Source organism: Pseudomonas wadenswilerensis (genome assembly GCF_900497695.1).
Taxonomy (GTDB): Bacteria; Pseudomonadota; Gammaproteobacteria; order Pseudomonadales; family Pseudomonadaceae; genus Aquipseudomonas; species Aquipseudomonas wadenswilerensis.
In genome coordinates, this window is record NZ_UIDD01000009.1 from 76,172 (window position 1) to 100,198 (window position 24,027).

At 62.8% G+C, this 24,027-nt stretch carries 23 protein-coding genes; 14 read left to right on the top strand and 9 right to left on the bottom strand.

Annotation, left to right across the window (positions count from 1 at the left end; translation table 11 throughout):
- From tusC to CCOS864_RS18255, 5 genes are all read left to right on the top strand, one after another.
- Entirely contained in the window at positions 1-360 is a 360-nt protein-coding gene (tusC, locus tag CCOS864_RS18235) for a sulfurtransferase complex subunit TusC (protein WP_115087745.1), read from the top strand.
- Entirely contained in the window at positions 360-659 is a 300-nt protein-coding gene (gene tusB, locus CCOS864_RS18240; protein WP_115087746.1) for a sulfurtransferase complex subunit TusB, read from the top strand. The genes tusC and tusB overlap by 1 nt, the downstream gene beginning before the upstream one ends.
- Positions 656-991: a TusE/DsrC/DsvC family sulfur relay protein gene (locus CCOS864_RS18245; protein ID WP_115087747.1), complete on the top strand. Its 336-nt coding sequence runs from the start codon at positions 656-658 to the stop codon at positions 989-991. Before tusB ends, CCOS864_RS18245 begins: the two co-directional genes overlap by 4 nt.
- Positions 988-1,980 (top strand): glycosyl transferase family protein, encoded by a 993-nt coding sequence (locus tag CCOS864_RS18250; RefSeq protein ID WP_115087748.1) that lies wholly within the window; start codon positions 988-990, stop codon positions 1,978-1,980. Before CCOS864_RS18245 ends, CCOS864_RS18250 begins: the two co-directional genes overlap by 4 nt.
- A 101-nt stretch (positions 1,981-2,081) precedes the next feature.
- Positions 2,082-3,050: a glutathione S-transferase family protein gene (locus CCOS864_RS18255; RefSeq protein WP_115087749.1), complete on the top strand. Its 969-nt coding sequence runs from the start codon at positions 2,082-2,084 to the stop codon at positions 3,048-3,050.
- 91 nt (positions 3,051-3,141) lie between these two features.
- Here the strand turns inward: CCOS864_RS18255 and cysG are convergent, their stop codons facing one another.
- The 6 genes from cysG to ftsK all read right to left on the bottom strand — a co-directional run bounded on the left by cysG (position 3,142) and on the right by ftsK (position 10,699).
- On the bottom strand, positions 3,142-4,530 hold the full coding sequence (gene cysG / locus CCOS864_RS18260) for a siroheme synthase CysG (RefSeq protein WP_115087750.1): 1,389 nt from the start codon (positions 4,528-4,530) through the stop codon (positions 3,142-3,144).
- Positions 4,531-5,811 (bottom strand): serine--tRNA ligase, encoded by a 1,281-nt coding sequence (serS, locus tag CCOS864_RS18265; protein ID WP_115087751.1) that lies wholly within the window; start codon positions 5,809-5,811, stop codon positions 4,531-4,533.
- A 17-nt stretch (positions 5,812-5,828) separates the two neighbouring features.
- The gene (gene crcB / locus CCOS864_RS18270) at positions 5,829-6,203 is read right to left on the bottom strand and encodes a fluoride efflux transporter CrcB (RefSeq protein WP_115087752.1); all 375 of its coding nucleotides are present in this window, start codon (positions 6,201-6,203) and stop codon (positions 5,829-5,831) included.
- Positions 6,200-7,525: a replication-associated recombination protein A gene (locus CCOS864_RS18275; protein WP_115087753.1), complete on the bottom strand. Its 1,326-nt coding sequence runs from the start codon at positions 7,523-7,525 to the stop codon at positions 6,200-6,202. The genes crcB and CCOS864_RS18275 overlap by 4 nt, the downstream gene beginning before the upstream one ends.
- Positions 7,526-7,543: 18 nt before the next feature.
- Positions 7,544-8,167: an outer membrane lipoprotein periplasmic chaperone LolA gene (gene lolA, locus CCOS864_RS18280; protein WP_115087754.1), complete on the bottom strand. Its 624-nt coding sequence runs from the start codon at positions 8,165-8,167 to the stop codon at positions 7,544-7,546.
- 63 nt (positions 8,168-8,230) lie between these two features.
- Entirely contained in the window at positions 8,231-10,699 is a 2,469-nt protein-coding gene (gene ftsK / locus CCOS864_RS18285; RefSeq protein WP_415842511.1) for a DNA translocase FtsK, read from the bottom strand.
- Positions 10,700-10,968: 269 nt separating this feature from the next.
- Here ftsK and aat point away from each other — a divergent pair, with 269 nt between their 5' ends.
- From aat to infA, 3 genes are all read left to right on the top strand, one after another.
- Positions 10,969-11,649, top strand: a complete 681-nt coding sequence (gene aat, locus CCOS864_RS18290) for a leucyl/phenylalanyl-tRNA--protein transferase (RefSeq protein ID WP_115087756.1) — start codon at positions 10,969-10,971, stop codon at positions 11,647-11,649.
- A gap of 57 nt (positions 11,650-11,706) precedes the next feature.
- The gene (locus CCOS864_RS18295; protein ID WP_115087849.1) at positions 11,707-12,414 is read left to right on the top strand and encodes an arginyltransferase; all 708 of its coding nucleotides are present in this window, start codon (positions 11,707-11,709) and stop codon (positions 12,412-12,414) included.
- Between the two features lie 104 nt (positions 12,415-12,518).
- Positions 12,519-12,737 (top strand): translation initiation factor IF-1, encoded by a 219-nt coding sequence (gene infA, locus CCOS864_RS18300; RefSeq protein ID WP_002553999.1) that lies wholly within the window; start codon positions 12,519-12,521, stop codon positions 12,735-12,737.
- Between the two features lie 155 nt (positions 12,738-12,892).
- On the opposite strand, the gene clpA is transcribed toward infA, so the two are convergent.
- Together clpA and clpS are read right to left on the bottom strand one after the other, a co-directional pair.
- Complete coding sequence (gene clpA / locus CCOS864_RS18305; protein WP_115087757.1) at positions 12,893-15,163, bottom strand: ATP-dependent Clp protease ATP-binding subunit ClpA; 2,271 nt, start codon at positions 15,161-15,163, stop codon at positions 12,893-12,895.
- Positions 15,164-15,193: 30 nt separating this feature from the next.
- Entirely contained in the window at positions 15,194-15,556 is a 363-nt protein-coding gene (clpS, locus tag CCOS864_RS18310; protein WP_009400967.1) for an ATP-dependent Clp protease adapter ClpS, read from the bottom strand.
- 225 nt (positions 15,557-15,781) lie between these two features.
- Here clpS and cspD point away from each other — a divergent pair, with 225 nt between their 5' ends.
- On the top strand, positions 15,782-16,036 hold the full coding sequence (cspD, locus tag CCOS864_RS18315) for a cold shock domain-containing protein CspD (RefSeq protein WP_115087758.1): 255 nt from the start codon (positions 15,782-15,784) through the stop codon (positions 16,034-16,036).
- Between the two features lie 63 nt (positions 16,037-16,099).
- Here the strand turns inward: cspD and icd are convergent, their stop codons facing one another.
- A complete protein-coding gene (gene icd, locus CCOS864_RS18320) occupies positions 16,100-17,356 on the bottom strand; it encodes an NADP-dependent isocitrate dehydrogenase (RefSeq protein WP_115087759.1) in 1,257 nt (418 codons plus the stop codon).
- Between the two features lie 414 nt (positions 17,357-17,770).
- On the opposite strand from icd, the gene CCOS864_RS18325 reads away from it, so the two are divergent.
- The 5 genes from CCOS864_RS18325 to purB all read left to right on the top strand — a co-directional run bounded on the left by CCOS864_RS18325 (position 17,771) and on the right by purB (position 23,982).
- Positions 17,771-19,996, top strand: a complete 2,226-nt coding sequence (locus CCOS864_RS18325) for an NADP-dependent isocitrate dehydrogenase (RefSeq protein ID WP_115087760.1) — start codon at positions 17,771-17,773, stop codon at positions 19,994-19,996.
- Positions 19,997-20,167: 171 nt separating this feature from the next.
- A complete protein-coding gene (locus tag CCOS864_RS18330) occupies positions 20,168-20,608 on the top strand; it encodes an NUDIX hydrolase (RefSeq protein WP_115087761.1) in 441 nt (146 codons plus the stop codon).
- 70 nt (positions 20,609-20,678) lie between these two features.
- Entirely contained in the window at positions 20,679-21,803 is a 1,125-nt protein-coding gene (mnmA, locus tag CCOS864_RS18335) for a tRNA 2-thiouridine(34) synthase MnmA (protein WP_010226758.1), read from the top strand.
- The gene (gene hflD / locus CCOS864_RS18340) at positions 21,800-22,420 is read left to right on the top strand and encodes a high frequency lysogenization protein HflD (protein WP_045201395.1); all 621 of its coding nucleotides are present in this window, start codon (positions 21,800-21,802) and stop codon (positions 22,418-22,420) included. Before mnmA ends, hflD begins: the two co-directional genes overlap by 4 nt.
- A gap of 191 nt (positions 22,421-22,611) precedes the next feature.
- Positions 22,612-23,982, top strand: a complete 1,371-nt coding sequence (purB, locus tag CCOS864_RS18345) for an adenylosuccinate lyase (RefSeq protein ID WP_115087762.1) — start codon at positions 22,612-22,614, stop codon at positions 23,980-23,982.
- The last annotated feature ends 45 nt before the right edge of the window (positions 23,983-24,027 follow it).

The following is a 24,027-nucleotide window of genomic DNA, read 5'->3' on the forward strand; positions in this document are numbered from 1 at the left end:
ATGGCCAAGTCCTTGCTGATTATCAGCCGCCAGGCGCCGTGGGCCGGGCCATCCGCCCGCGAGGCGCTGGATATCGCCCTGGCCGGCGGTGCCTTCGACCTGCCGCTGGGCATGCTGTTTCTCGATGACGGCGTGTTCCAGCTCGCCCCCGGCCAGCAGCCGGCCCAGCTGCAGCAGAAGAACCTCGCGGCCAACCTGCAGGCATTGCCGATGTTCGGTATCGAGGAACTGTTCGCCGCCGGCAGCAGCCTGCAGGAGCGCGGCCTTGCTGCCGACACCCTGAGCCTGCCGGTACAGGTGCTGGATGACGCTGCGCTGGCCGCGTTGATCGACCGTTTCGACCAGGTGGTGACCCTCTGATGAGCACCTTGCACGTGATTTGCCACTCGCCATTTGGCGACAACCGCCTGAGCAGTTGCCTGCGCCTGCTTGGCAGCGCCGACGGCCTGCTGCTGTGCGGCGATGCGGTGTATGCCCTGCAGCCCGGTAGCGAGCCGCTGCGCACGCTGCAGGCCAGCCAGCTGGACGGGCGTCTGTTCGCCCTGGACGAAGACCTGCAGGCCCGCGCCATTACCATCAGCGACCTGGGCAAGGCTATCGACTACCCGGCCTTCGTCGAGCTGTCGCTGCACTATGACAAGGTCAACAGCTGGCTATGAGCACCCTGACTGTCGGCGAGCGCAGCATCGCCCTGGATAAAGACGGCTACCTGGTCGAGCTTGGTGATTGGTCCGAGGAGGTCGCCAGCGCCCTCGCCGCCCATGAAGACCTGGAGCTGACCGCGGAACACTGGGAAGTGCTGACCCTGCTGCGCGACTTCTACCAGGAGTTCGAGTTGTCGCCGGCCACCCGCCCGCTGATCAAGTACACCGCGCTCAAGCTGGGCGCGGAAAAAGGCAACAGCCTGCACCTGAACCGCCTGTTCAAGGGCACTCCCGCCAAACTCGCCGCAAAACTTGCGGGCCTGCCAAAGCCGACCAATTGCATATGACCGAGCTCACCCCGCTGATCACCGAAACCCCGGCCGAACATCCGTTTGCCCAGTTCGTGCGCATCCTTGGCAAGGGCAAGCGCGGTGCCCGTGGCCTGAGCCGCGAGGAAGCCCGCGAGGCCATGGGCATGCTGCTCGACGGCAAGGTCGAGGAAACCCAGCTCGGCGCCTTCCTGATGCTGCTGCGGCACAAGGAAGAAAGCCCCGAAGAGCTGGCCGGCTTCACCGAAGCGCTGCGTCAGCGGCTGCAGGCGCCGCCGATCCAGGTTGATCTGGACTGGCCAAGCTACGCCGGCAAGAAGCGCCATTTGCCCTGGTACCTGCTGGCCGCCAAGTGCCTGGCGGCCAACGGCGTGCGCATCCTGCTGCACGGTGGCGGCGCCCACACGGCCGGGCGGCTGTATACCGAGCAATCGCTGGAACTGCTGAGCATTCCATTGTGCCGGGACTGGCATGCGGTGTCTGAAGCGCTGGACACCCACAAGCTGGCGTTCATCCCGCTGCAAGACTGGGCGCCACGCCTGCAACGAATGATCGACCTGCGCAACACCCTGGGCCTGCGCTCGCCGATTCATTCCCTGGCACGGGTGCTCAACCCGCTGAATGCGCGCTGCGGCCTGCAGAGCATCTTCCACCCCGGCTACCAGGCCGTGCACCGCGAGGCCAGCCGCCTGCTGGGCGACACGGCGATCGTGGTAAAGGGCGATGGTGGCGAGATCGAGATCAACCCGGACACCAGCAGCCACCTGTATGGCACCGCCAATGGCCTCGACTGGGATGAAGAATGGCCCGCCCTGGTAGCCCAGCGCCACGTCAAACCGGCGAGCCTTGAGCCCGGGCAACTGCTGGCCGTGTGGCGCGGTGATGAGCAGAACAGCTATGGCGAACTGGCCGTGGTGGCGACCATGGCCCTGGCCCTGCGCGGCCTGGGTCAATCCCGAGATGAAGCCTTCACCCAGGCGCAACGCTACTGGGATCAGCGCCACTGATCGAATAAGCCGATCAAACAGGCCCGGACTTTGCGCTATTCGTTCGAACCCAGCTCCGTACACTGGGTTCTAACTCAGAACGAATCGCCAAGGAGCTCAGCATGGGCCTGTTGATCGACGGACGCTGGCATGACCAGTGGTATGAAAGCAGCGCAGACGGCGCTTTCCAGCGCGAAAGCGCGCAACGGCGCAACGCCCTGCCCGCCGCGCAAGCCGGCCGTTACCACCTGTATGTATCGCTCGCCTGCCCCTGGGCCCACCGCACCCTGATCTTGCGTAAGCTCAAGGGCCTTGAGAACCTGATCGATGTGTCGGTGGTCAGCTGGCTGATGGGCGAGCATGGCTGGACCTTCGACCAGAGCAACGGCTCGACCGGCGACAAGCTCGAGCACCTGGACTTCCTGCACCAGCGCTACACCCGTGACGATCCGCACTACAGCGGCCGGGTCACGGTGCCGGTGCTGTGGGATAAACACGAGCAACGCATCGTCAACAATGAGTCAGCGGAGATCATTCGCATCTTCAACTCGGCTTTCGACGAGCTGACCGGCAATCGCCTGGACCTGTATCCCGAAGCGCTGCGCGGGCAGATTGAGGCGCTTAACGAGCGGATCTATCCGGCGGTCAACAATGGCGTGTACCGGGCAGGCTTTGCCACTTCGCAGGCGGCCTATGAGCAGGCTTTTGATGAGGTGTTTGCCGAACTGGATCATCTGGAACGGCTGCTCGGCACCCAGCGCTACCTGGCCGGGGAATACCTGACCGAGGCCGACTGGCGGCTGTTTACCACGCTGATTCGCTTCGATGCGGTGTACCACGGGCACTTCAAGTGCAACATGCGGCGCATTGCCGATTACCCGAACCTGTCGAACTGGCTACGGGAGCTGTATCAGTGGCCGGGGATCGCCGAGACGGTGAATTTCGAGCATATCCAGAAGCACTACTACATGAGCCACAAGACCATCAATCCGAACGGGATTGTGCCCAAGGGGCCGTTGCAGGATTTTGAGCTGGGGCATGACCGGGAGCGACTGGTGGGGCGGGGAATCTGGAACAAGACTGGAGTGTGAAGCCAGGCAAACCGGCCTCATCGCTGGCAAGCCAGCTCCCACAGGTGCAGTGCATACAGTACCTGTGGGAGCTGGCTTGCCAGCGATGATTTCAAGGCTGGGCGCCTTCGAACCAGGCCAGCTTCTCCCGCAGCTGTACTACTTCGCCGACGATCACCAGGGTCGGCGCATGCACTTCATGCTCGGCCACCAGCTTGGGCAAGTCGGCCAAGGTGCCAGTGAACACCCGCTGATTCGGCGTGGTGCCCTGCTGTACCAGTGCCGCCGGCGTATCCGCCGCCCGCCCGTGACGAATCAGCTCGGCACAGATGGTCGGCAAGCCAACCAGGCCCATGTAGAACACCAAGGTCTGCGCCGGCGCCACCAGATCATCCCACGGCAGGTCGCTGGTACCGTCCTTGAGGTGGCCGGTGACGAAACGCACCGACTGGGCATAGTCGCGGTGGGTCAGCGGAATGCCGGCATAGGCCGAGCAGCCACTGGCCGCGGTAATCCCCGGCACCACCTGGAACGGAATGCCCTGGGCCGCCAGCTCTTCGATCTCTTCGCCGCCACGGCCGAAGATGAACGGATCGCCACCTTTCAGACGCAACACACGCTTGCCCTGACGCGCCAGGTCGACCAGTTGCTGGTTGATCTGCGCTTGCGGCACGGCGTGATCGGCGCGGCGCTTGCCGACGTAGATGCGCTCGGCATCACGGCGGCACAGTTCGATGATCGCCGGGGCGACCAGGCGATCGTAGAGCACCACATCGGCCTGCTGCATCAGGCGCAAGGCGCGGAAGGTCAGCAGGTCCGGGTCACCGGGGCCGGCGCCGACCAGATACACCTCGCCCGGCGCCTGGTAGGTGGCACCGTCGATCTTGGCTTGCAGCAGACGCTCGGCTTCAGCGCCCTGCCCGGCCAGTTGCCGCTCGGCGATCGGGCCCTGGAAGACATCTTCCCAGAAGCCGCGACGCTGATTGACGTCCGGGTACAGCGCCTTGACCTTGTGCCGAAAGCGCGCGCCAAGGCCGGCCAGTTCGCCATAGGCAGCAGGGATCCAGGTTTCCAGCTTGGCCCGAATCAACCGCGCCAGCACCGGCGCATCGCCGCCGCTGGACACCGCAACCACCAATGGCGAGCGGTCGACGATGGCCGGGAAAATCACCGAACACAGCGCCGGCGCATCGACCACATTGACCGGTACGCAGCGCTGCTGGGCATCCGCCGAGACCTGGGCGTTGAGCGCCTGGTCGTCGGTGGCGGCAATGATCAGCTGGCAACCGTCGAGGTCGCCCGGCTGGTAACCACGGCTGAGAATTTCACCACCGCTGTGCCGGGCAAGCTCGGCCAGTTGCACTTCGATCTCGGGCGCCACTACCCGCAGCACAGCCCCGGCATCGGCCAGCAGACGCGATTTGCGCAGGGCAATTTCACCTCCGCCGACGATCAGCACACGGCTGCCGCGCAGTTTGTGGAACAGCGGCAGGAATTCCATTTAACCGATGACCTCCAGGCCACCCATGTACGGCTTGAGTACTTCCGGCACGCGGATCGAACCGTCGGCCTGCTGGTAGTTCTCCAGCACCGCCACCAGGGTACGGCCGACCGCCAGGCCCGAACCGTTGAGGGTGTGCACCAGTTCCGGCTTGCCGGTTTCCGGGTTGCGCCAGCGCGCCTGCATGCGGCGGGCCTGGAAGTCGCCACAGTTGGAGCACGAGGAGATTTCGCGGTACTTGTCCTGGCTCGGCACCCAGACTTCCAGGTCGTAGGTTTTCACCGCGCTGAAGCCCATGTCGCCGGTGCACAGCGCCAGCACCCGGTACGGCAGTTCCAGGGCTTGCAGCACGCGCTCGGCGTTGGCGGTCAGGCCTTCCAGGGCTTCCATGGATTTGTCCGGCTCGACGATCTGCACCATCTCGACCTTGTCGAACTGGTGCTGACGGATCATGCCGCGGGTGTCGCGGCCCGACGCACCGGCTTCGCTACGGAAGCACGGGGTATGGGCGACGAACTTGATCGGCAGTTGCTTGGCGTCGAGGATCTCGCCGGCAACGATGTTGGTCAGCGACACCTCGGCGGTCGGGATCAGGTAGAAGTCGGCCTCGCCGTCGCGGCTGATCTTGAACAGGTCTTCCTCGAACTTGGGCAACTGGCCGGTGCCTTGCAGCGCCGGGGCCTGGACCAGGTACGGGGTGTAGGCTTCTTCGTAGCCGTGCTCGCTGGTGTGCAGGTTGATCATGAACTGCGCCAGGGCGCGGTGCAGACGGGCGATCGGGCCGCGCAGCAGGGCGAAACGGGCGCCCGACAGCTTGGCTGCGGTTTCGAAGTCGAGGCCGCCGCTCAGCTCACCGAGGGCAACGTGGTCCTTGATCTCGAAATCGAAGGCGCGCGGGGTGCCCCAACGGCGGACTTCGACGTTGTGGTCTTCATCGGCGCCGACCGGCACGCTTTCGTCCGGCAGGTTGGGAATGCCCAGCAGGATCCCATCCAGTTCAGCCTGGATGCCGTCCAGCTCGACCTTGCCGCTGGCCAGTTCGCCGGCCATGCGCTCGACGTCAGCCATCAGCGGGGCGATGTCTTCGCCCTTGGCCTTGGCCTGGCCGATGGATTTGGAACGGGCGTTACGCTCGGCCTGCAGTTGTTCGGTACGGGTCTGTACCACCTTGCGGCGTTCTTCCAGGGCCTCGATGCGCGCGACATCCAGGCTGAAGCCACGGGAGGCCAGGCGGTCCGCCACTTCCTGAAGTTGGCCGCGTAACAGTTTGGAATCGAGCATATCGTTCTCTCGTTGGTTCAGAATTTGGTCAGGGACAGGCCAGCCCAGGTTGCGAGCAGCCCGCCAAATACGCTGGCCCCGGCATACCCGAAGGCCAGCGGCGCCTGCCCGCTTTCGAGCAGGCGCACGGTATCCAGTGAAAAGGATGAAAAGGTTGTAAGACCGCCGAGAAAGCCGACGATCAGGCCCGCACGCAGCTCGACCGGCACCAGCGGGCGATGCAGAAACAGCCCGTAGAGCAAGCCGATCAGCAGGCAGCCAATCAGATTGACCGCCAGCGTACCGAGATAGAAGTGGCGTGGCCAGTGCGCGTTGACCCAATTGGCAGTGGCAAAGCGCATCAGGGTGCCGACAATGCCCCCGGCGCTGACTGCGGCGATCACGGCAATCATGGTTTTCTGCGCTGCCGCGGGCTGTTGCGGTCGAGTTCGGCCAGGTGCTTGAGCTTCTCGCCGATCTTCAATTCCAGGCCGCGCGGCACCGGTTGGTAGTACTGGCGCGGCGCGAGGTGGTCAGGGAAGTAGTCTTCGCCGGCGGCGTAGGCATCCGGTTCGTCATGGGCGTAGCGGTATTCATCGCCATAGCCCAGCTGCTTCATCAGCTTGGTCGGGGCGTTGCGCAGGTGCAGCGGCACTTCCAGCGAACCGTGCTCGCCAGCTTCGCGCAGCGCAGTTTTGAAGCCCATGTACACCGCGTTGCTCTTCGGTGCACAGGCCAGGTAGGTAATGGCCTGGGCCACAGCCAGCTCGCCTTCCGGGCTGCCCAGGCGCTCTTGCACATCCCAGGCCGCCAGGCACAGGCTCAAGGCGCGGGGGTCGGCGTTGCCGATGTCTTCGCTGGCCATGCGTACCACGCGGCGGGCGATGTACAGCGGGTCGCAGCCGCCATCGAGCATGCGCGCGAACCAGTACAAGGCGCCATCGGGGTTGGAGCCGCGCACCGACTTGTGCAGCGCCGAGATCTGGTCGTAGAAGGCCTCGCCACCCTTGTCGAAACGCCGGCGGCTGTCACCGAGCAGGCTCTGCAGCAATTCGACAGCGATTTCACCGCCATCCTCTGCCAGGTCCGAGGCGTTTTCGAGGAAGTTGAGCATGCGCCGGCCATCGCCATCGGCGGCAGCCATGAGCATCTGGAAGGCTTCGTCGCCAACGCGCAACTGGCGCTTGCCCAGGCCACGCTCTTCCGTCAGGGCGCGGTTGACCAGCTTGCGTAGCGCGGCTTCGTCGAGGCTTTTCAGCACATAGACCCGTGCCCGCGACAGCAGCGCGTTGTTCAGTTCGAACGAAGGGTTCTCGGTGGTGGCGCCGATGAAGATCAGCGTGCCGTCTTCCACATACGGCAAAAAGGCATCCTGCTGGGACTTGTTGAAGCGGTGCACTTCATCAACGAACAGAATCGTGCGCCGCCCATACTGCCCGGCCTGCTGCTTGGCGATGTCCACCGCGTGGCGGATTTCCTTGACCCCGGCCAACACCGCCGAAACGGTCTCGAAGTGGGCGTCGCAGAACTGCGCCAGCAACCGCGCCAGGGTGGTCTTGCCGACCCCGGGCGGGCCCCAGAAGATCATCGAGTGCAGTGCGCCCGCTTCCAGTGCCTCGCGCAGCGGCTTGCCGCGGGCCAGCAGGTGCTCCTGGCCAACGTACTCGTCCAGGTTGGCCGGGCGCAGGCGCGCGGCCAGGGGCTGGGCTACGGGGTCGCTACGAAACAGGTCCATGGACGGCGCTACTACCTCTTACTCGGAGATGACATCCGCACCTTTGGGGATGTCGAACTTGAACTTGCTCGCCGGGATCGCCTCGTTGGCCTTGACCGCGGTGAACAGGATGTTGGTGCGTTGGCCGACGCTGTCGATCAGTTGCATGTCGTTGACCAGGCCGCGACGGAACGACAGGCGCAGCGAGTCGAACAGGGTGTCCTTGGTTTTCGGCTTGAGCACGAAATCCATGACCTCGCCCTGCTCTTTAGAGGTGATGTCGAAGCTCTGGCTGATCTTCGAGACGTCACCGGACAGCAACAGTGCCGGGGTTTCGGTCAAACGCTGGTCAAGTTTCTTGATGGTAGCCTGTTCCAGGTCCGGGTCCCACAGGGTGACGTTCTTGCCGTCCGACACCACCACCTGCTCCTGTGGCGCATCGGTGTGCCAGTAGAACAGGCCCGGGCGCTGCACGGCCATCTGCCCGGTGGTTTCCTGCAGCTGAGTGCCGGTGCCATCGAGGGTCAGTTGAGAGAAATTGGCGCTGATGGTCCTGGATTTGTCCAGCAACTGGGTCAGGCGTGCCGCATCGGCATCGGCGGCAATTGCCGAAGCGCTGGACAGGGCCATAGCGGAAACCAACAGCATGCGAATCAGGCGCATGGAAATCCTCGTTGCAGTATGAAGGGGCTGGCCGCCGTCACTGGCCGCCAGCAGGTTGGATCATCAGTCGCGGGACGGCCCGGGGGCAATTACTTCGCGCGAACCGTTGGTGTTCATGGCGGTGACCACACCGGCCATCTCCATTGCCTCGATCATCCGCGCAGCGCGGTTGTAGCCGATCTTCAGCTTGCGCTGTACGGCGGAAATGGACGCACGGCGGCTTTCCAGCACGAACTGCACGGCTTCATCGTACAGCGCATCGGTTTCGGCATCGTCGCCGTCTCCGCCACCACCGCCGCCGTCAAAGCCGCTGCCGGCCTCTTCGACGCCGCTGAGGATGTCCTCGTTGTAGTCCGGGGCGCCCCGCAGTTTCCAGGCCTCGACCACGCGATGGACCTCGTCATCGGAAACGAAGGCGCCATGCACACGAATCGGCAGGCTGGTGCCTGGTGGCATGTAGAGCATGTCACCGTGGCCGAGCAACTGTTCGGCGCCGCCCTGGTCGATAATGGTCCGCGAGTCGATCTTGCTCGAGACCTGGAAGGCCATGCGGGTCGGGATGTTGGCCTTGATCAGGCCGGTGATCACGTCCACCGAGGGCCGCTGGGTCGCGAGAATCAGGTGAATACCGGCAGCACGGGCCTTCTGGGCGATACGGGCGATCAGCTCTTCGACCTTCTTGCCGACGATCATCATCATGTCGGCGAACTCGTCGACCACCACGACAATGGTCGGCAGGGTTTTCAGCAGCGGCGGCACGTCGTCCATGCTTTCGCGCTTGAACATCGGGTCGTAGATCGGCTCGCCGGCTTCTTCGGCGTCCTTGACCTTGCGGTTGAAGCCCGCCAGGTTGCGCACGCCCATGGCCGCCATCAGCTTGTAGCGCCGCTCCATCTCGGCCACGCTCCAGCGCAGGGCGTTGGCGGCGTCCTTCATGTCGGTGACCACCGGGCAGAGCAGGTGCGGAATGCCTTCGTAGATCGACAGTTCGAGCATTTTCGGGTCGATCATGATCAGCTTGGCGTCTTCCGGGCCCGACTTGAACAGGATCGACAGGATCATGGCGTTGACGCCCACCGACTTACCGGAACCGGTGGTACCGGCCACCAGCAGGTGCGGCATCTTCGCAAGATCGGTGATCACCGGCTTGCCGCCGATGTCGTGGCCCAGGGCCATGGTCACCGGCGATTTGGCTTCGTCGTATTGTGGCGACGACAGCACCTCGGAGAAGCGCACGATCTGCCGGTCTTCGTTGGGGATCTCGATACCGACGGTGGTCTTGCCGGGGATCACTTCAACCACCCGCACGCTGGTCACCGCCAGGGAGCGGGCCAGGTCCTTGGCCAGGTTGGCGATGCGGCTGACCTTGACGCCAGCGGCCGGCTGGATTTCGTAACGGGTAATCACCGGGCCCGGGTGGATCGAGTCCACCGAGACTTCGACGCCGAATTCCTTGAGCTTGATTTCCAGCAGATGGCCAACGCCGGCCAGGGATTCTGGCGAGTAGTTGACCTGTTTTTTCTCGGCCGGGTCGAGGATCGAGATCGGCGGCAAGGTGCCTTCGATGGCGCTGTCGACGAACAGCGGCGCCTGTTTTTCCTTCTGCACGCGCTTGCTCGGTTCCGGCGCCTTGGCCGGGGCCGGCATGATCACCGGTGCCGGCTGCTGCACGCGCTCGGCTACATGCTTGCTCAGGGCCTGGTCGCGCTCGATGATGCGCTCCTTGGCCTTGGCCTGCTCGCGGCGGTCCGGCGCTACCGGGGCGACCACGTCGTGAACCTGGTCGTCGACCTCACGCAACTGCGCCACCAGGCGCTTGCGCTCGTTGCGCGCCTCCCACCAGCGGTTGGCGGCGCCCTGGAACAGTTCGAACAGGTCGAGGGTGATCTTGCCGGTGACGTCCATGACCTTGAACCACGACAGGTCGGTGAACACGGTCAGGCCGAACAGGAACAGGGCAATGAACATCAGGGTGCTGCCCTGCACGTTCAGGGCGTTCTTGGCCAGGTCGCCGAGGCTTTCGCCCAGCGCGCCACCGGCCGATGCCGGCAGGCTGGCGGCGGAATGGAAATGGATATGCGCCAGCGCCGCACCCGAAAGCACCAGGAACACCAGGCCGATCAGGCGCCAGGAGAACAACCAGCCGCTCCACTGCCACGGCTGGTGGCGTTCGCGGAAGATCTGCCAGGTCTTGATCGCCAGCAGCAACGGGAAGATGTAGGCGAAATAGCCCAGGACCATGAACAGGATGTCGGCGAAATAGGCACCGGCACGGCCGGCGGCGTTCTGTACCTGCTCGACGTTGCTGGTATGGCTGAAGCCCGGATCGGCCTGGTCGTAGGTCAGCAAGGCCATCCACAGGTACAGGCACAGCGCGCCCACGGCGATCAGCGCACCTTCCTTGAGCCGATAGTGCAGCTGCTGGCGCCAGAGCGGCACGGGCAAGGGACTGGGTGTTGCGGTGGATTTCTTCAAAACGCGTCTATTCCTGCGCTCATTGCGCGTCCAACAGTGATTGACCCAACTGAACAGTCAACAAACCACTACTTTTAACATTACTGCCCGCCTACCGCCATGGCGGCACGCCAGAATGAAGCGTAAACGGGGGCCAATTTCCTATACAGCAATTTGAGCACGCATTTTCTTTTGTGACAAAGGCTTATGCGGTGTTTTTGTGCAAGTGTGACAACAAAGGGTCATGCAAGTTGCCTGCAGGCACCACGCCTGTAGGAGCGGGCTTGTCCCGCGAGGCTTTTTCAGGCCATGCTGGGTGCCCTCCCCTCTTCCATCACTGGACCACGATGCTGACCTGGTTGAGCCGCGACACCCTCACCTTTCCGCCGCTGGACAAAGCCCTGCGCGACCCCAACGGCCTGCTCGCCGCCGGCGGCGACCTGAGCGCCGAACGCCTGGTGCAGGCCTATCGCCACGGCTGCTTCCCCTGGTACCAGGACGGCCAGCCGATCCTCTGGTGGTCGCCCGACCCGCGTACCGTGCTGTTTCCCGACGAATTGCACGTGTCGCGCTCGCTGCGCAAGCTCATCCGCCAGGGTCACTACCAGGTCAGCTTCGACCAGGACTTTGCCGCTGTCATCAACGCCTGCGCCGCCCCCCGCGACTACGCCGACGGCACCTGGATCACCGACAGCATGCAGGCGGCCTACCTGAAACTGCACCAGCAGGGTTTTGCCCATTCGGTCGAGGTGCGCCGCGACGGTGAACTGGTGGGCGGGCTGTACGGCCTGGCCATGGGCCGGCTGTTTTTCGGCGAGTCGATGTTCAGCCGCGCCGACAATGCCTCCAAGGTCGGCTTCGTGGCCCTGGTCGAGCACCTGCGACAGGCAGGATTTGTCCTGATTGACTGCCAGATGCCTACCGACCACCTGCACAGCCTCGGTGCCCGCGCCATCGCCCGGGCCACTTTTGCCGACTACCTTCAGCGTTATCTCGACCAGCCCAGCAGCGCCAGCTGGGTTTGCTAGGCGAGTTTTTCCAGCTGGCTTACACTTAAAACAAAAGCACCTCCCGAGGGGTTGATCATGACAGAGCTGGCGCGGTTGAAGTTTTATGCCACTCAACCCCATTCCTGCAGCTACCTGCCAGACGAACAAGCCACCACGCTGTTTCTCGACCCGAGCCAGCCGATGGATGTCAACGTTTACGCAGACCTGTCGGAAATGGGCTTCCGGCGCAGCGGCGACCATCTGTATCGCCCGCATTGCCAGAACTGCAACGCCTGCGTGCCGGCGCGGATCCCGGCTGCACGCTTTCTGCCCAACCGCCAGCAAAAGCGCATCCTCAAGCGTAATGCCGACCTCACCGTCAACGCTGGCCGCCCGGCATTCAAAGAGGAATATTTCGAGCTTTACCGGCGCTACATCGAGCAGCGCCATGCCGATGGCGACATGTACCCCCCCAGCCGTGACCAGTTTTCCACCTTCCTGGTCCGCGACCTGCCATTTTCGCGCTTTTACGAGTTCCGCCTGGAAGACCGCCTGCTCGCCGTGGCGGTCACCGACCTGCTGCCCAACGGCCTCTCGGCGGTATACACCTTCTACGAGCCGGACGAAGAACGGCGCAGCCTGGGCCGCTTCGCCATCCTCTGGCAGATCACCGAAGCCCTGCGCCTGGGCCTGGACGCGGTCTACCTCGGCTACTGGATCAAAAACTGCAAAAAGATGAACTACAAGACCCAGTACCGCCCCATCGAGCTGTTGATCAATCAGCGTTGGGTGACGTTGAACTGAAATCATTGGCTTGAGGCCCATTTTTCGGGCACAATGCACGCCACTTTTTTTGCCTGGCGCAGCTGTGCACCGGGCCATTAACTGGACACCGAGGGCTTTACTGCATGTCGAAAGAAGACAGCTTCGAAATGGAAGGCACTGTCGTCGACACCCTGCCCAACACCATGTTCCGTGTGGAGTTGGAAAATGGGCACGTCGTTACCGCGCACATCTCCGGAAAGATGCGCAAGAACTACATTCGTATTCTGACCGGTGACAAGGTCCGCGTCGAACTGACGCCCTACGACCTGAGCAAGGGGCGCATCACCTACCGCGCCCGCTAAGCGACACCAACGAAAACGCCCGGCTAAATGCCGGGCGTTTTTGTTGGCTCTGGAAAAGCATCGCTGGCAAGTCGGGTCGCCGCACCGCAGCTCCCACAGGGATTGTGTGAGAGCTGGCTTGCCAGCGATGGGCTGCATAGCAGCCCCAGCCTGCCTTACGCCATCTCAGCCGTGGTCTCGAAGTCGAACACCAGTTCGCCATCGCGGATGTCGATGTGCACCACACCGCCATGCTCGGCCAGCTCGCCGAACAGGATCTCCTCGGCCAACGGCCGCTTGATCTTGTCCTGGATCAGCCGCGCCATTGGCCGCGCGCCCATCTGCGCATCGTAGCCACCGGCCGCCAGCCAACTGCGCGCCGCATCGCTTACCTCCAGCAACACGCGCTTGTCTTCCAGTTGCGCCTGCAGCTCGATGAGGAACTTGTCCACCACACTCTTGATCGTCTCGTGGCTGAGGCGGCCAAACTGGATGATGGTGTCCAGGCGGTTGCGGAACTCCGGCGTGAAGCTCTTCTTGATCACTTCCATTGCATCGGAGGAATGATCTTGTTGGGTGAAGCCGATCGAGGCCCGCGCAGCGGTTTCAGCACCGGCGTTGGTGGTCATGATGACGATGACGTTACGGAAGTCCGCCTTGCGCCCGTTGTTGTCGGTCAGGGTACCGTGGTCCATCACCTGCAGCAGCAGGTTGAAGACTTCCGGGTGGGCCTTCTCGATCTCGTCGAGCAGCAACACGCAGTGCGGCTGCTTGGTAATGGCTTCGGTGAGCAGGCCGCCCTGGTCGAAACCGACGTAGCCCGGAGGCGCACCGATCAGACGCGAAACGGTATGCCGCTCCATGTACTCGGACATGTCGAAGCGTACCAGCTCGACACCCAGGGCCTTGGCCAGCTGCCGCGCCGCTTCGGTTTTACCCACCCCGGTAGGGCCGGCAAACAGGAACGAACCCACAGGCTTGTCCGGCGCCTTGAGGCCGGCACGGGACAGCTTGATGGCGGTCGCCAGCGAATCGATCGCCGCATCCTGACCGAACACCGTGAGCTTGAGGTCGCGCTCCAGGTTACGCAGCAGCTCCTTGTCGGAACTGGTCACGTGTTTTGGCGGAATCCGCGCGATTTTGGCGACGATGTCCTCGACTTGCGGCACGTCGATACGCTTGACCCGCTTTTCCACCGGCTGCAGGCGCTGGTAGGCACCCGCCTCGTCGATCACATCGATGGCCTTGTCGGGCATGTGCCGGTCATTGATGTAGCGCGCTGCAAGCTCGGCAGCGGCGCGCAGGGCCTCATCGCTGTACTCGATGTTGTGGTGGCTCTCGAACCGCCCCTTGAGCCCGCGCAGGATGCCCACGGTGTCTTCCACCGATGGCTCGCTGACATCGACCTTCTGGAAGCGCCGCGCCAGAGCCCGGTCTTTTTCGAAGATGCCGCGAAATTCCTGAAAGGTGGTCGAACCGATGCAACGGATATCACCCGAAGACAGCAGCGGCTTGAGCAGGTTGGAGGCGTCCATTACCCCACCGGAAGCCGCACCGGCACCGATGATGGTGTGGATCTCGTCGATGAACAGGATCGCTTGCGGACGTTTGCGCAGCTCGTTGAGCAGCGCCTTGAAGCGCTTCTCGAAGTCACCGCGGTACTTGGTACCGGCCAGCAAGGCGCCCAGGTCCAGGGAGTAGACCACGCTGTGGGCCAGCAGGTCCGGCACCTGGCCGTCGACGATACGCTTAGCCAGGCCTTCGGCGATGGCGGTTTTACCGACACCGGCCTCACCGACCAGCAGCGGGTTGTTCTTGCGCCGACGGGCGAGGATCTGCGCCACGCGCTCGACTTCGAGCTCGCGACCGACCAGCGGATCGATGCGCCCCTGACGGGCCTGTTCGTTGAGGTTGCTGGCATAGGCATCCAGAGGATTGCCCGAGGATGACGTTTCACCGCCTTCCTCGTCCTGCATGTCCTGCTCGCCCTCGGAGTGTTCACCATGGCCAGGCACCTTGGAGATGCCGTGGGCGATGTAGTTGACCACGTCGATGCGGGCCACGCTCTGCTGTTTAAGCAGGAACACGGCCTGGCTTTCCTGTTCGCTGAAAATCGCAACCAGCACGTTGGCACCGGTGACTTCACGCTTGCCCGAGCTCTGGACATGGAAGACTGCGCGCTGCAGTACACGCTGGAAGCCCAGGGTTGGCTGGGTTTCGCGGTCCTCGTCGTGCACGGGGATCAACGGCGTGGTGGAGTCGATGAACTCCTGCAGGTCGTGTTTGAGTTTGTCGAGGTTTGCGCCGCAGGCGCGCAGAACGGTCGCGGCGGCCTCATTATCCAATAGTGCCAGCAGCAGGTGCTCGACGGTCATGAACTCATGACGTTTCGAGCGTGCCTCCTTGAAGGCCAGATTGAGGGTGACTTCGAGCTCGCGGTTTAACATAGCTTCACCTCATACCCAAGTGGCCGGCGATTAACCGTCCTTCTCGATTTCACAGAGTAGCGGATGCTGGCTTTCCCTTGCGTATTGGTTGACCTGCATGGCCTTGGTCTCGGCGATGTCACGGGTAAACAATCCGCACACTGCCCGTCCTTCTGTGTGGACGGCCAGCATGACCTTGGTCGCCAGCTCGCGATTCAGGTTAAAAAACACCTCGAGCACTTCGACGACGAAATCCATCGGTGTGTAGTCATCGTTAAACAAAACCACCTTGTACATGGGTGGCGCCTGCAGGGCCGGTTTGGCCTCCTGTACCGCCAGGCCAGAACCATCGTCCTCATGCGATTGCGGGCGATCCTGATTGAATGTTAGTCGAATCTGGCTATGTGCATGCATGGAAAGAATTTCATCATTTCGACAGGTTGGTTTATGGGTTGACCGCACAGGCGACGCGGGACAGCCGTCACCTCACCTTGACTATCGGCAAAACGGTGTTACAACCAATAAGAACCCACCGTGGTCGATAAAGATCCGCGCAGTCAACCAGAATTTTCGCAGGTTCATATGCGGATGGAGTGGATGATACTCCAGTGATGGAGTCCTTTGCAGAGGGATATGAGGATGGCAAGCGGTAAAGTCAAGTGGTTCAACAACGCCAAGGGCTATGGCTTCATCAATGAAGACGGGAAAACAGAGGATCTGTTCGCACACTACTCGGCTATCCAGATGGAAGGTTATAAAACCCTGAAAGCCGGACAATCCGTCAGCTTCGAGATCATCCAGGGCCCCAAAGGCTTGCATGCGGTCAAAATCGAGAATGCGACCGCACCAACCACAGCCTCCCCCACCCCCAGTCCGCTACCGACTGAAGCCTGAGCCGGCGATCAGACAAAAGAAAACCGGCCAGCCCGCAAGGACTGGCCGGTTTTCTTGTGCCGCTTACATGTGCTTGATCAAGGCATCGCCGAAACCGGAGCTGCTGACCAGGGTCGCGCCGTCCATCAGGCGCTCGAAGTCGTAGGTCACGGTCTTGGCGGCGATGGCGCCGTTGGTGCCCTTGATGATCAGGTCGGCCGCCTCGGTCCAGCCCAGGTGACGCAGCATCATTTCGGCCGAGAGAATTACCGAACCCGGGTTGACCTGGTCCTTGCCGGCGTACTTCGGCGCGGTACCGTGGGTGGCCTCGAACATCGCCACGGTGTCGGACAGGTTGGCGCCCGGGGCAATACCGATGCCGCCGACTTCCGCCGCCAGGGCGTCGGACAGGTAGTCACCGTTGAGGTTGAGGGTGGCGATCACGTCGTATTCGGCCGGGCGCAGCAGGATCTGCTGGAGCATGGCGTCGGCGATGGCGTCCTTGACGATGACTTCACGGCCGGTTTTCGGGTTCTTGAACTTCATCCATGGGCCGCCATCGAGCAGCTCGGCGCCGAATTCGTTCTTGGCCACTTCGTAGCCCCAGTCCTTGAAGGCACCTTCGGTGAACTTCATGATATTGCCCTTGTGCACGATGGTCAGCGACTTGCGGTCGTTGTCCACCACATACTGCAGGGCCTTGCGCACCAGGCGCTGGGTGCCTTCCTTGGAGACCGGCTTGATGCCGATGCCGCAGTCCTGGTCGAAACGGATCTTGGTGACGCCCATTTCTTCTTTCAGGAACTTGATGACCTTGGTCGCTTCCGGCGAACCGGCCTTCCATTCGATGCCGGCATAAATGTCTTCGGAGTTTTCGCGGAAGATCACCATGTCGACGTCACCCGGCTTTTTCACCGGGCTTGGCACGCCCTGGAACCACACCACCGGGCGCAGGCAGACATACAGGTCCAACTGCTGGCGCAGGGCAACGTTGAGGGAGCGGATACCACCACCGACCGGGGTGGTCAGCGGACCCTTGATGGAGACGACGTAGTCCTTCACCGCATCGAGGGTTTCCTGGGGCAACCAGGTGTCCTGGTCGTATACCTGGGTGGCTTTTTCACCGGCGTAGACTTCCATCCAGGAAATCTTGCGCTTGCCCCCATAGGCTTTCTCTACAGCAGCATCAACCACTTTGATCATGACGGGACTGACGTCTACGCCAATGCCGTCGCCTTCGATGAACGGGATGATCGGATTATCAGGAACATTGAGAGAATGGTCCCCATTGACGGTGATTTTGTCGCCGACTGCCGGAACCTTGATTTTCTGGTATCCCATGCTGCACTCCGTTTTTTTTGGTGTGGTTCGTCATCTGGATCCCCTGAGCGTACCCCAGTTGAACGGCAACGGGAACCACGTGCGCAAATGCCCTGCGATAGGGCAGCAACGCCTACATCTTTGGTCTAAAAAAGCCCCTGCGACGGGTTGATCTTGATCAATACGACCAAGGCTTTGGTATACTCGCCCGGTGACCAAAGGGTCACTGGGGGCGAACCGTCTGAAACGAGACCTGCGGCCCCGACAAGACTGGGCTGTTACCGCAGTTCAGCCGTTTGACACTCGACTGATGCAATCCACCATCACCGCCCAGAATCTTCGACCTTCTGCTCATGGATGTGTCTGAGCGAAGCGCCTACCCTGCGCACCTCGAGATTCTGCGCACGCTCAGCAAAACAGAGAGTTAACCCGAATATGCCCACCCGATCCAAGATCATCTACACCTTCACCGACGAAGCCCCCGCCCTCGCCACCTATTCACTGCTCCCCGTCATCGAAGCCTTCACCGCTTGCGCCGACATCGCCGTAGAAACCCGGGACATCTCTCTGGCCGGCCGTATCCTTTCTGCCTTCCCTGAACAGCTCGGCGCCGACAAGCAAGTGGCCGACCATCTGGCAGAACTGGGCCAACTGGCAACCACACCAGAAGCCAACATCATCAAGCTGCCGAACATCAGCGCCTCGGTTCCGCAACTGAAGGCCGCGATCAAGGAACTGCAAGCCAAGGGCTTCAACATTCCTGATTACCCTGAAGCCGCCGCTACCGATACCGAGAAAGAAGCCAAGGCTCGCTACGACCGCATCAAGGGCAGCGCCGTGAACCCGGTCCTGCGTGAAGGCAACTCCGACCGTCGCGCCCCGCTGTCGGTCAAGAACTACGCACGCAAGCACCCGCACAAGATGGGCGCCTGGGCTGCCGACTCCAAGTCCCACGTGGCACACATGAGCCAGGGCGACTTCTACGGCAGCGAGAAAGCCGCGCTGATCGACGCCGATGACAGCCTGCGCATCGAACTGCTGGACAAGAACGGCAACACCACCGTTCTGAAAGAAAAAACCGCGGTCAAGGCCGGTGAAATCGTCGACTGCGCAGTCTTGAGCACCAAGGCGCTGCGCAAGTTCATCGCCGCCGAGATCGAAGATGCCAAAGCCAAGGGCGTGCTGCTGTCGGTGCACCTGAAAGCCACCATGATGAAGGTCTCCGACCCGATCATGTTCGGCCAGATCGTTGCCGAGTACTACCAGGACGCGCTGAACAAGCACGCCGCAGTACTGGAGCAGATCGGTTTCAACCTGAACAACGGTATCGGCGACCTGTACGCCCGTATCAAGGCGCTGCCGGCCGAGCAGCAGGCGCAGATCGAAGCGGACATCAAAGCCGTCTACGACGTCCGCCCGGCCCTGGCCATGGTCAACTCCGACAAGGGCATCACCAACCTGCACGTGCCGAGCGACGTCATCGTCGACGCTTCGATGCCGGCGATGATCCGTGACTCGGGCAAGATGTGGAACACCGAAGGCCAGCTGCAAGACACCAAGGCCGTCATTCCGGATCGTTGCTACGCCACCATCTACCAGGCCGTCATCGAAGACTGCAAGCAACACGGCGCCTTCGATCCGACCACCATGGGCAGCGTGCCGAACGTTGGCCTGATGGCGCAGAAAGCCGAAGAGTACGGTTCCCACGACAAGACCTTCCAGGCCAAGGCCGACGGCGTGATCCGTGTGGTTGACGGCAAGGGCAACCTGCTGCTGTCCCAGGAAGTCGAAGCCGGCGACATCTTCCGCATGTGCCAGACCAAAGACGCACCGATCCAGGACTGGGTCAAACTGGCCGTCAACCGCGCCCGCGCCAGCAACACCCCGGCGCTGTTCTGGCTCGACCCGCAGCGTGCCCACGACGGCGTGCTGATCGAGAAGGTCCAGCAGTACCTGAAAGACCACGACACCGCTGGCCTGGACATCCGTGTCCTGTCGCCTGTCGAAGCCATGAAGGTTTCCCTGCAGCGCATCCGCGCCGGCCAGGACACCATCTCGGTTACCGGCAACGTACTGCGCGACTACCTGACCGACCTGTTCCCGATCATGGAGCTGGGCACCAGCGCCAAGATGCTGTCGATCGTGCCGCTGATGAACAACGGCGGCCTGTTCGAAACCGGCGCCGGCGGTTCGGCACCGAAGCACGTACAGCAGCTGGTTGAAGAGAACTTCCTGCGCTGGGATTCCCTGGGCGAGTTCCTGGCCCTGGCCGCTTCCCTGGAGCACCTGGGCACTGCCTACACCAACCCGAAAGCCAAGGTACTGGCGGCGACCCTGGACCAGGCCACCGGCCAGTTCCTGGACACCAACAAGTCCCCTGCGCGCAAGGTCGGCGGTATCGACAACCGTGGCAGCCACTTCTACCTGACCCTGTACTGGGCCCAGGCCCTGGCCGCCCAGAGCGACGACGCCGCCCTGCAAGCGCGTTTCGCGCCACTGGCAAAAGCCCTGGCCGAGCACGAAGCGACCATCGTCGCCGAGCTCAACGCCGTTCAGGGCAAGCCGGCTGACATCGGTGGCTACTACTACCCGGATGCCGAGCTGACCAGCAAAGTGATGCGCCCGAGCCAGACCTTCAACAGCGCGATTGCCGCACTGTAAGGTTCGCTTGACGTAACATCGAAAGCCCCGGCCACGCACCGGGGCTTTCGCTTTTCCGGACTACGGCAGTGCCCTATCGCTGGCAAGCCAGCTCCCACACGGTCAGCGGTGATCCTGTGGGAGCTGGCTTGCCAGCGATAGGGCCCGAGAAATCACCCAAGGATCCAGAACATGACCTGGCAACCCCACATCACCGTCGCCACCCTCATCGAAGACCAGGGCCGCTTCCTCATGGTCGAGGAGTTCAAGGCCGGCAAGCACGTATTCAACCAGCCCGCCGGCCACCTCGAGGCCAACGAAAGCCTGCTCGACGCCGCACTGCGCGAAACCCTCGAAGAAACCGCCTGGGAGGTCGAGTTGACCGGCCTGGTCGGCATCTACCTCTATACCGCCCCCAGCAATGGCGTGACCTACCAGCGCATCTGCTTCGCCGCGCGCCCGCTCAAGCACCATCCCGAGCGCACCCTGGACAGCGACATCGTCCGTGCCGTGTGGCTGAGCCGCGAGGAGCTGCTGGCCGACCCCGAGCGCTGGCGCAGCGAGCTGGTACCGCGCTGCATCGACGACTACCTGGCCGGCCCGCTGCACAGCCTGGCGTTGATCCGCGACTGACAGCAACGATGCCTTGAAGGCCGCAGCCTGATAGAATCGTTGTCTTTTTCCAGATACACAGCCGGTACCTATGACCAGTCCAGCACTTTACGAACCCGAAAAGACGCGCGTTATCGTCGGCATGTCCGGCGGCGTGGACTCTTCCGTCTCCGCCCTCCTGCTGATGGAGCAGGGCTACCAGGTGGAAGGCCTGTTCATGAAGAACTGGGAAGAGGACGACGGCACCGAATACTGTACCGCCCGCGAAGACCTGGCCGATGCCCAGGCCGTGTGCGACCGCATCGGCATCAAGCTGCACACCGCCAACTTCGCCGCCGAGTACTGGGACAACGTCTTCGAGCACTTCCTGGCCGAATACAAGGCCGGACGCACGCCGAACCCGGACATCCTCTGCAACCGCGAAATCAAGTTCAAGGCCTTCCTCGACTACGCCCTGATGCTCGGCGCCGACCTGATCGCCACCGGCCACTATGTGCGCCGCCGCGACACTGATGGCCGCACCGAACTGCTCAAGGGCCTGGACCCGAACAAGGACCAGAGCTACTTCCTGCACGCGGTCGGCGGCAAGGAAATCGCCCGCACGCTATTCCCGGTCGGCGAACTGGAAAAACCCGAAGTACGCGCCATCGCCGAGAAACACGGCCTGGCCACGGCGAAGAAGAAAGACTCCACCGGTATCTGCTTTATCGGCGAGCGCCGCTTCAGCGACTTCCTCAAGCAGTACCTGCCGGCACAACCGGGCGAGATCCAGACCACCGACGGCGAAGTCATCGGCCGTCACCACGGCCTGATGTACCACACCATCGGCCAGCGCCAGGGCCTGGGCATCGGCGGCCTGAAAGACGCCGGTGACGAGCCGTGGTACGTACTGGAAAAAGACCTCACCCGCAACGTGCTGGTGGTCGGCCAGGGTAACGAACACCCGTGGCTGTTCTCGCGCGCCCTGCTGGCGTCGGAGATCTTCTGGGTCAACCCCATCGACCTGTCCAGCCCTCGACGCCTGACCGCCAAGGTGCGCTACCGCCAAAGCGATCAGGGCTGCACCCTGGAACAGACCGCAAGTGGCTACCGCGCGGTGTTCGACGAGCCACAGCGGGCGGTGACGCCAGGCCAGTCGGTGGTGTTCTATGACGGCGAAATCTGCCTCGGCGGCGGCGTGATCGAAACCGCCGAGCCGTGGAGCGCGCGCGCATGAATGCCATGCAAGAGCAGTTGATTGCCTTGGGTGGCGTGTTCCAGGCCGCGGTGCTGGTTGACCGTATCGCCCGCACCGGCCAGGCCAGCGAGGCCAACCTTGGCTGCATGCTCGGCAGCCTGCTGGTGCGCGACCCCAAGGACACCCTGGAGGTGTTCGGCGGCGACGACCTCAACCTGCGTGACGGCTACCGCGCCCTGGCCAGCGCCCTGGAACGCGACCCGGGCAGCCTGCAGCGCGAGCCGCTGCGCTATGCACTGTCGATGCTCGGCCTGGAGCGTCAGCTGGCCAAGCGCGGCGACATGCTCGATGTGATCGGCAACCGCCTGCCGCAAATCCAGTCCCAGGCCGAGCATTTCGGCCTGGTGCATGAAAACGTCATTGCTTCCAGCGGCGCCCTGTACCAGGACACCCTGAGCACCCTGCGCCAGCGCATCCAGGTACACGGCGACATGCGCCACCTGCAACAGCCGAGCAATGCCTCGAAGATTCGCGCCCTGCTGCTCGCCGGCATTCGCGCCGCGCGCCTGTGGCGACAGCTGGGCGGACATCGCTGGCAGCTGGTGATCAGCCGGCGCAAACTGCTCAAAGAGCTGTATCCGATGTTGCGTGGCTGAACGCCAATCGCCGGCAAGCCAGCTCCCACAGGGACGGCATGCACTGCACCTGTGGGAGCTGGCTTGCCAGCGATGAGGCCAGCAAAAATCTACAGATTTACCGGCAGACCATTTGTCAGCCACCCGACCCGGGCGCGTTTTTCATGTATGATATGCGCCCTTTTCAAAGCCTGACTGTCCGAGAACACCCCATGCAGCTTTCCTCGCTCACTGCGGTTTCCCCTGTTGACGGCCGCTACGCCGGCAAAACCCAGGCCCTGCGCCCTATTTTCAGCGAATACGGCCTGATCCGTTTCCGCGCCCTGGTCGAGGTTCGCTGGCTCCAGCGCCTGGCCGCCCACCCGCAGATCGCCGAGGTTCCGGCCTTTTCCGCCGAAGCCAACGCCCTGCTCAACGGCCTGGCCGATGAGTTCGCCCTCGAGCACGCCGAGCGCGTCAAAGAGATCGAGCGCACCACCAACCACGACGTCAAGGCCATCGAGTACCTGCTCAAGGAGCAGGCCGCCAAGCTGCCGGAGCTGGCCAAGGTCAGTGAATTCATCCACTTCGCCTGCACCAGCGAGGACATCAACAACCTGTCCCACGCCCTGATGCTGCGCGAAGGCCGCGATAGCGTGCTGCTGCCGCTGATGCGCCAGATCACCCAGGCCATCCGTGAGCTGGCCCACCGCTTCGCCGACGTGCCGATGCTGTCGCGCACCCACGGCCAACCGGCTTCGCCAACCACCCTGGGCAAAGAGCTGGCCAACGTCGTCTACCGCCTGGAGCGCCAGATCGCCCAGGTTGCCGCCGTACCGCTGCTGGGCAAGATCAACGGCGCCGTGGGCAACTACAACGCCCACCTGTCGGCCTACCCGCAGATCGACTGGGAAGCCAATGCCCGCGCCTTCATCGAAGACGAGCTGGGCCTGGTATTCAACCCCTACACCACCCAGATCGAGCCGCACGACTACATCGCCGAGCTGTTCGACGCGATCGCTCGCTTCAACACCATCCTGATCGACTTCGACCGCGACGTCTGGGGCTACATCTCCCTGGGCTACTTCAAGCAGCGCACCATCGCTGGCGAAATCGGCTCCTCGACCATGCCGCACAAGGTCAACCCGATCGACTTCGAAAACTCCGAAGGCAACCTGGGTATCGCCAACGCGCTGTTCCAGCACCTGGCCAGCAAGCTGCCGATCTCGCGCTGGCAGCGTGACCTGACCGACTCCACCGTGCTGCGCAACCTGGGCGTCGGTTTCGCCCACAGCGTGATCGCCTACGAGGCCAGCCTCAAGGGCATCAGCAAGCTCGAGATCAACGAAGCCCGTATCGCCGAAGACCTGGACGCCTGCTGGGAAGTCCTCGCCGAGCCGATCCAGACCGTCATGCGCCGCTACAACATCGAGAACCCCTACGAGAAGCTCAAGGAGCTGACCCGTGGCAAAGGCATCAGCCCTGAAGCGCTGCTGACCTTCATCGATGGCCTGGACATGCCGGCAGAAGCACGCACCGAGCTGAAGAAGCTGACTCCAGCCTCCTACATCGGTAACGCTGCGGCTCAAGCCAAACGCATCTGATCTGCGCCCTGCGCGTAAACGCCCGGCTCAGCCGGGCGTTTTTAT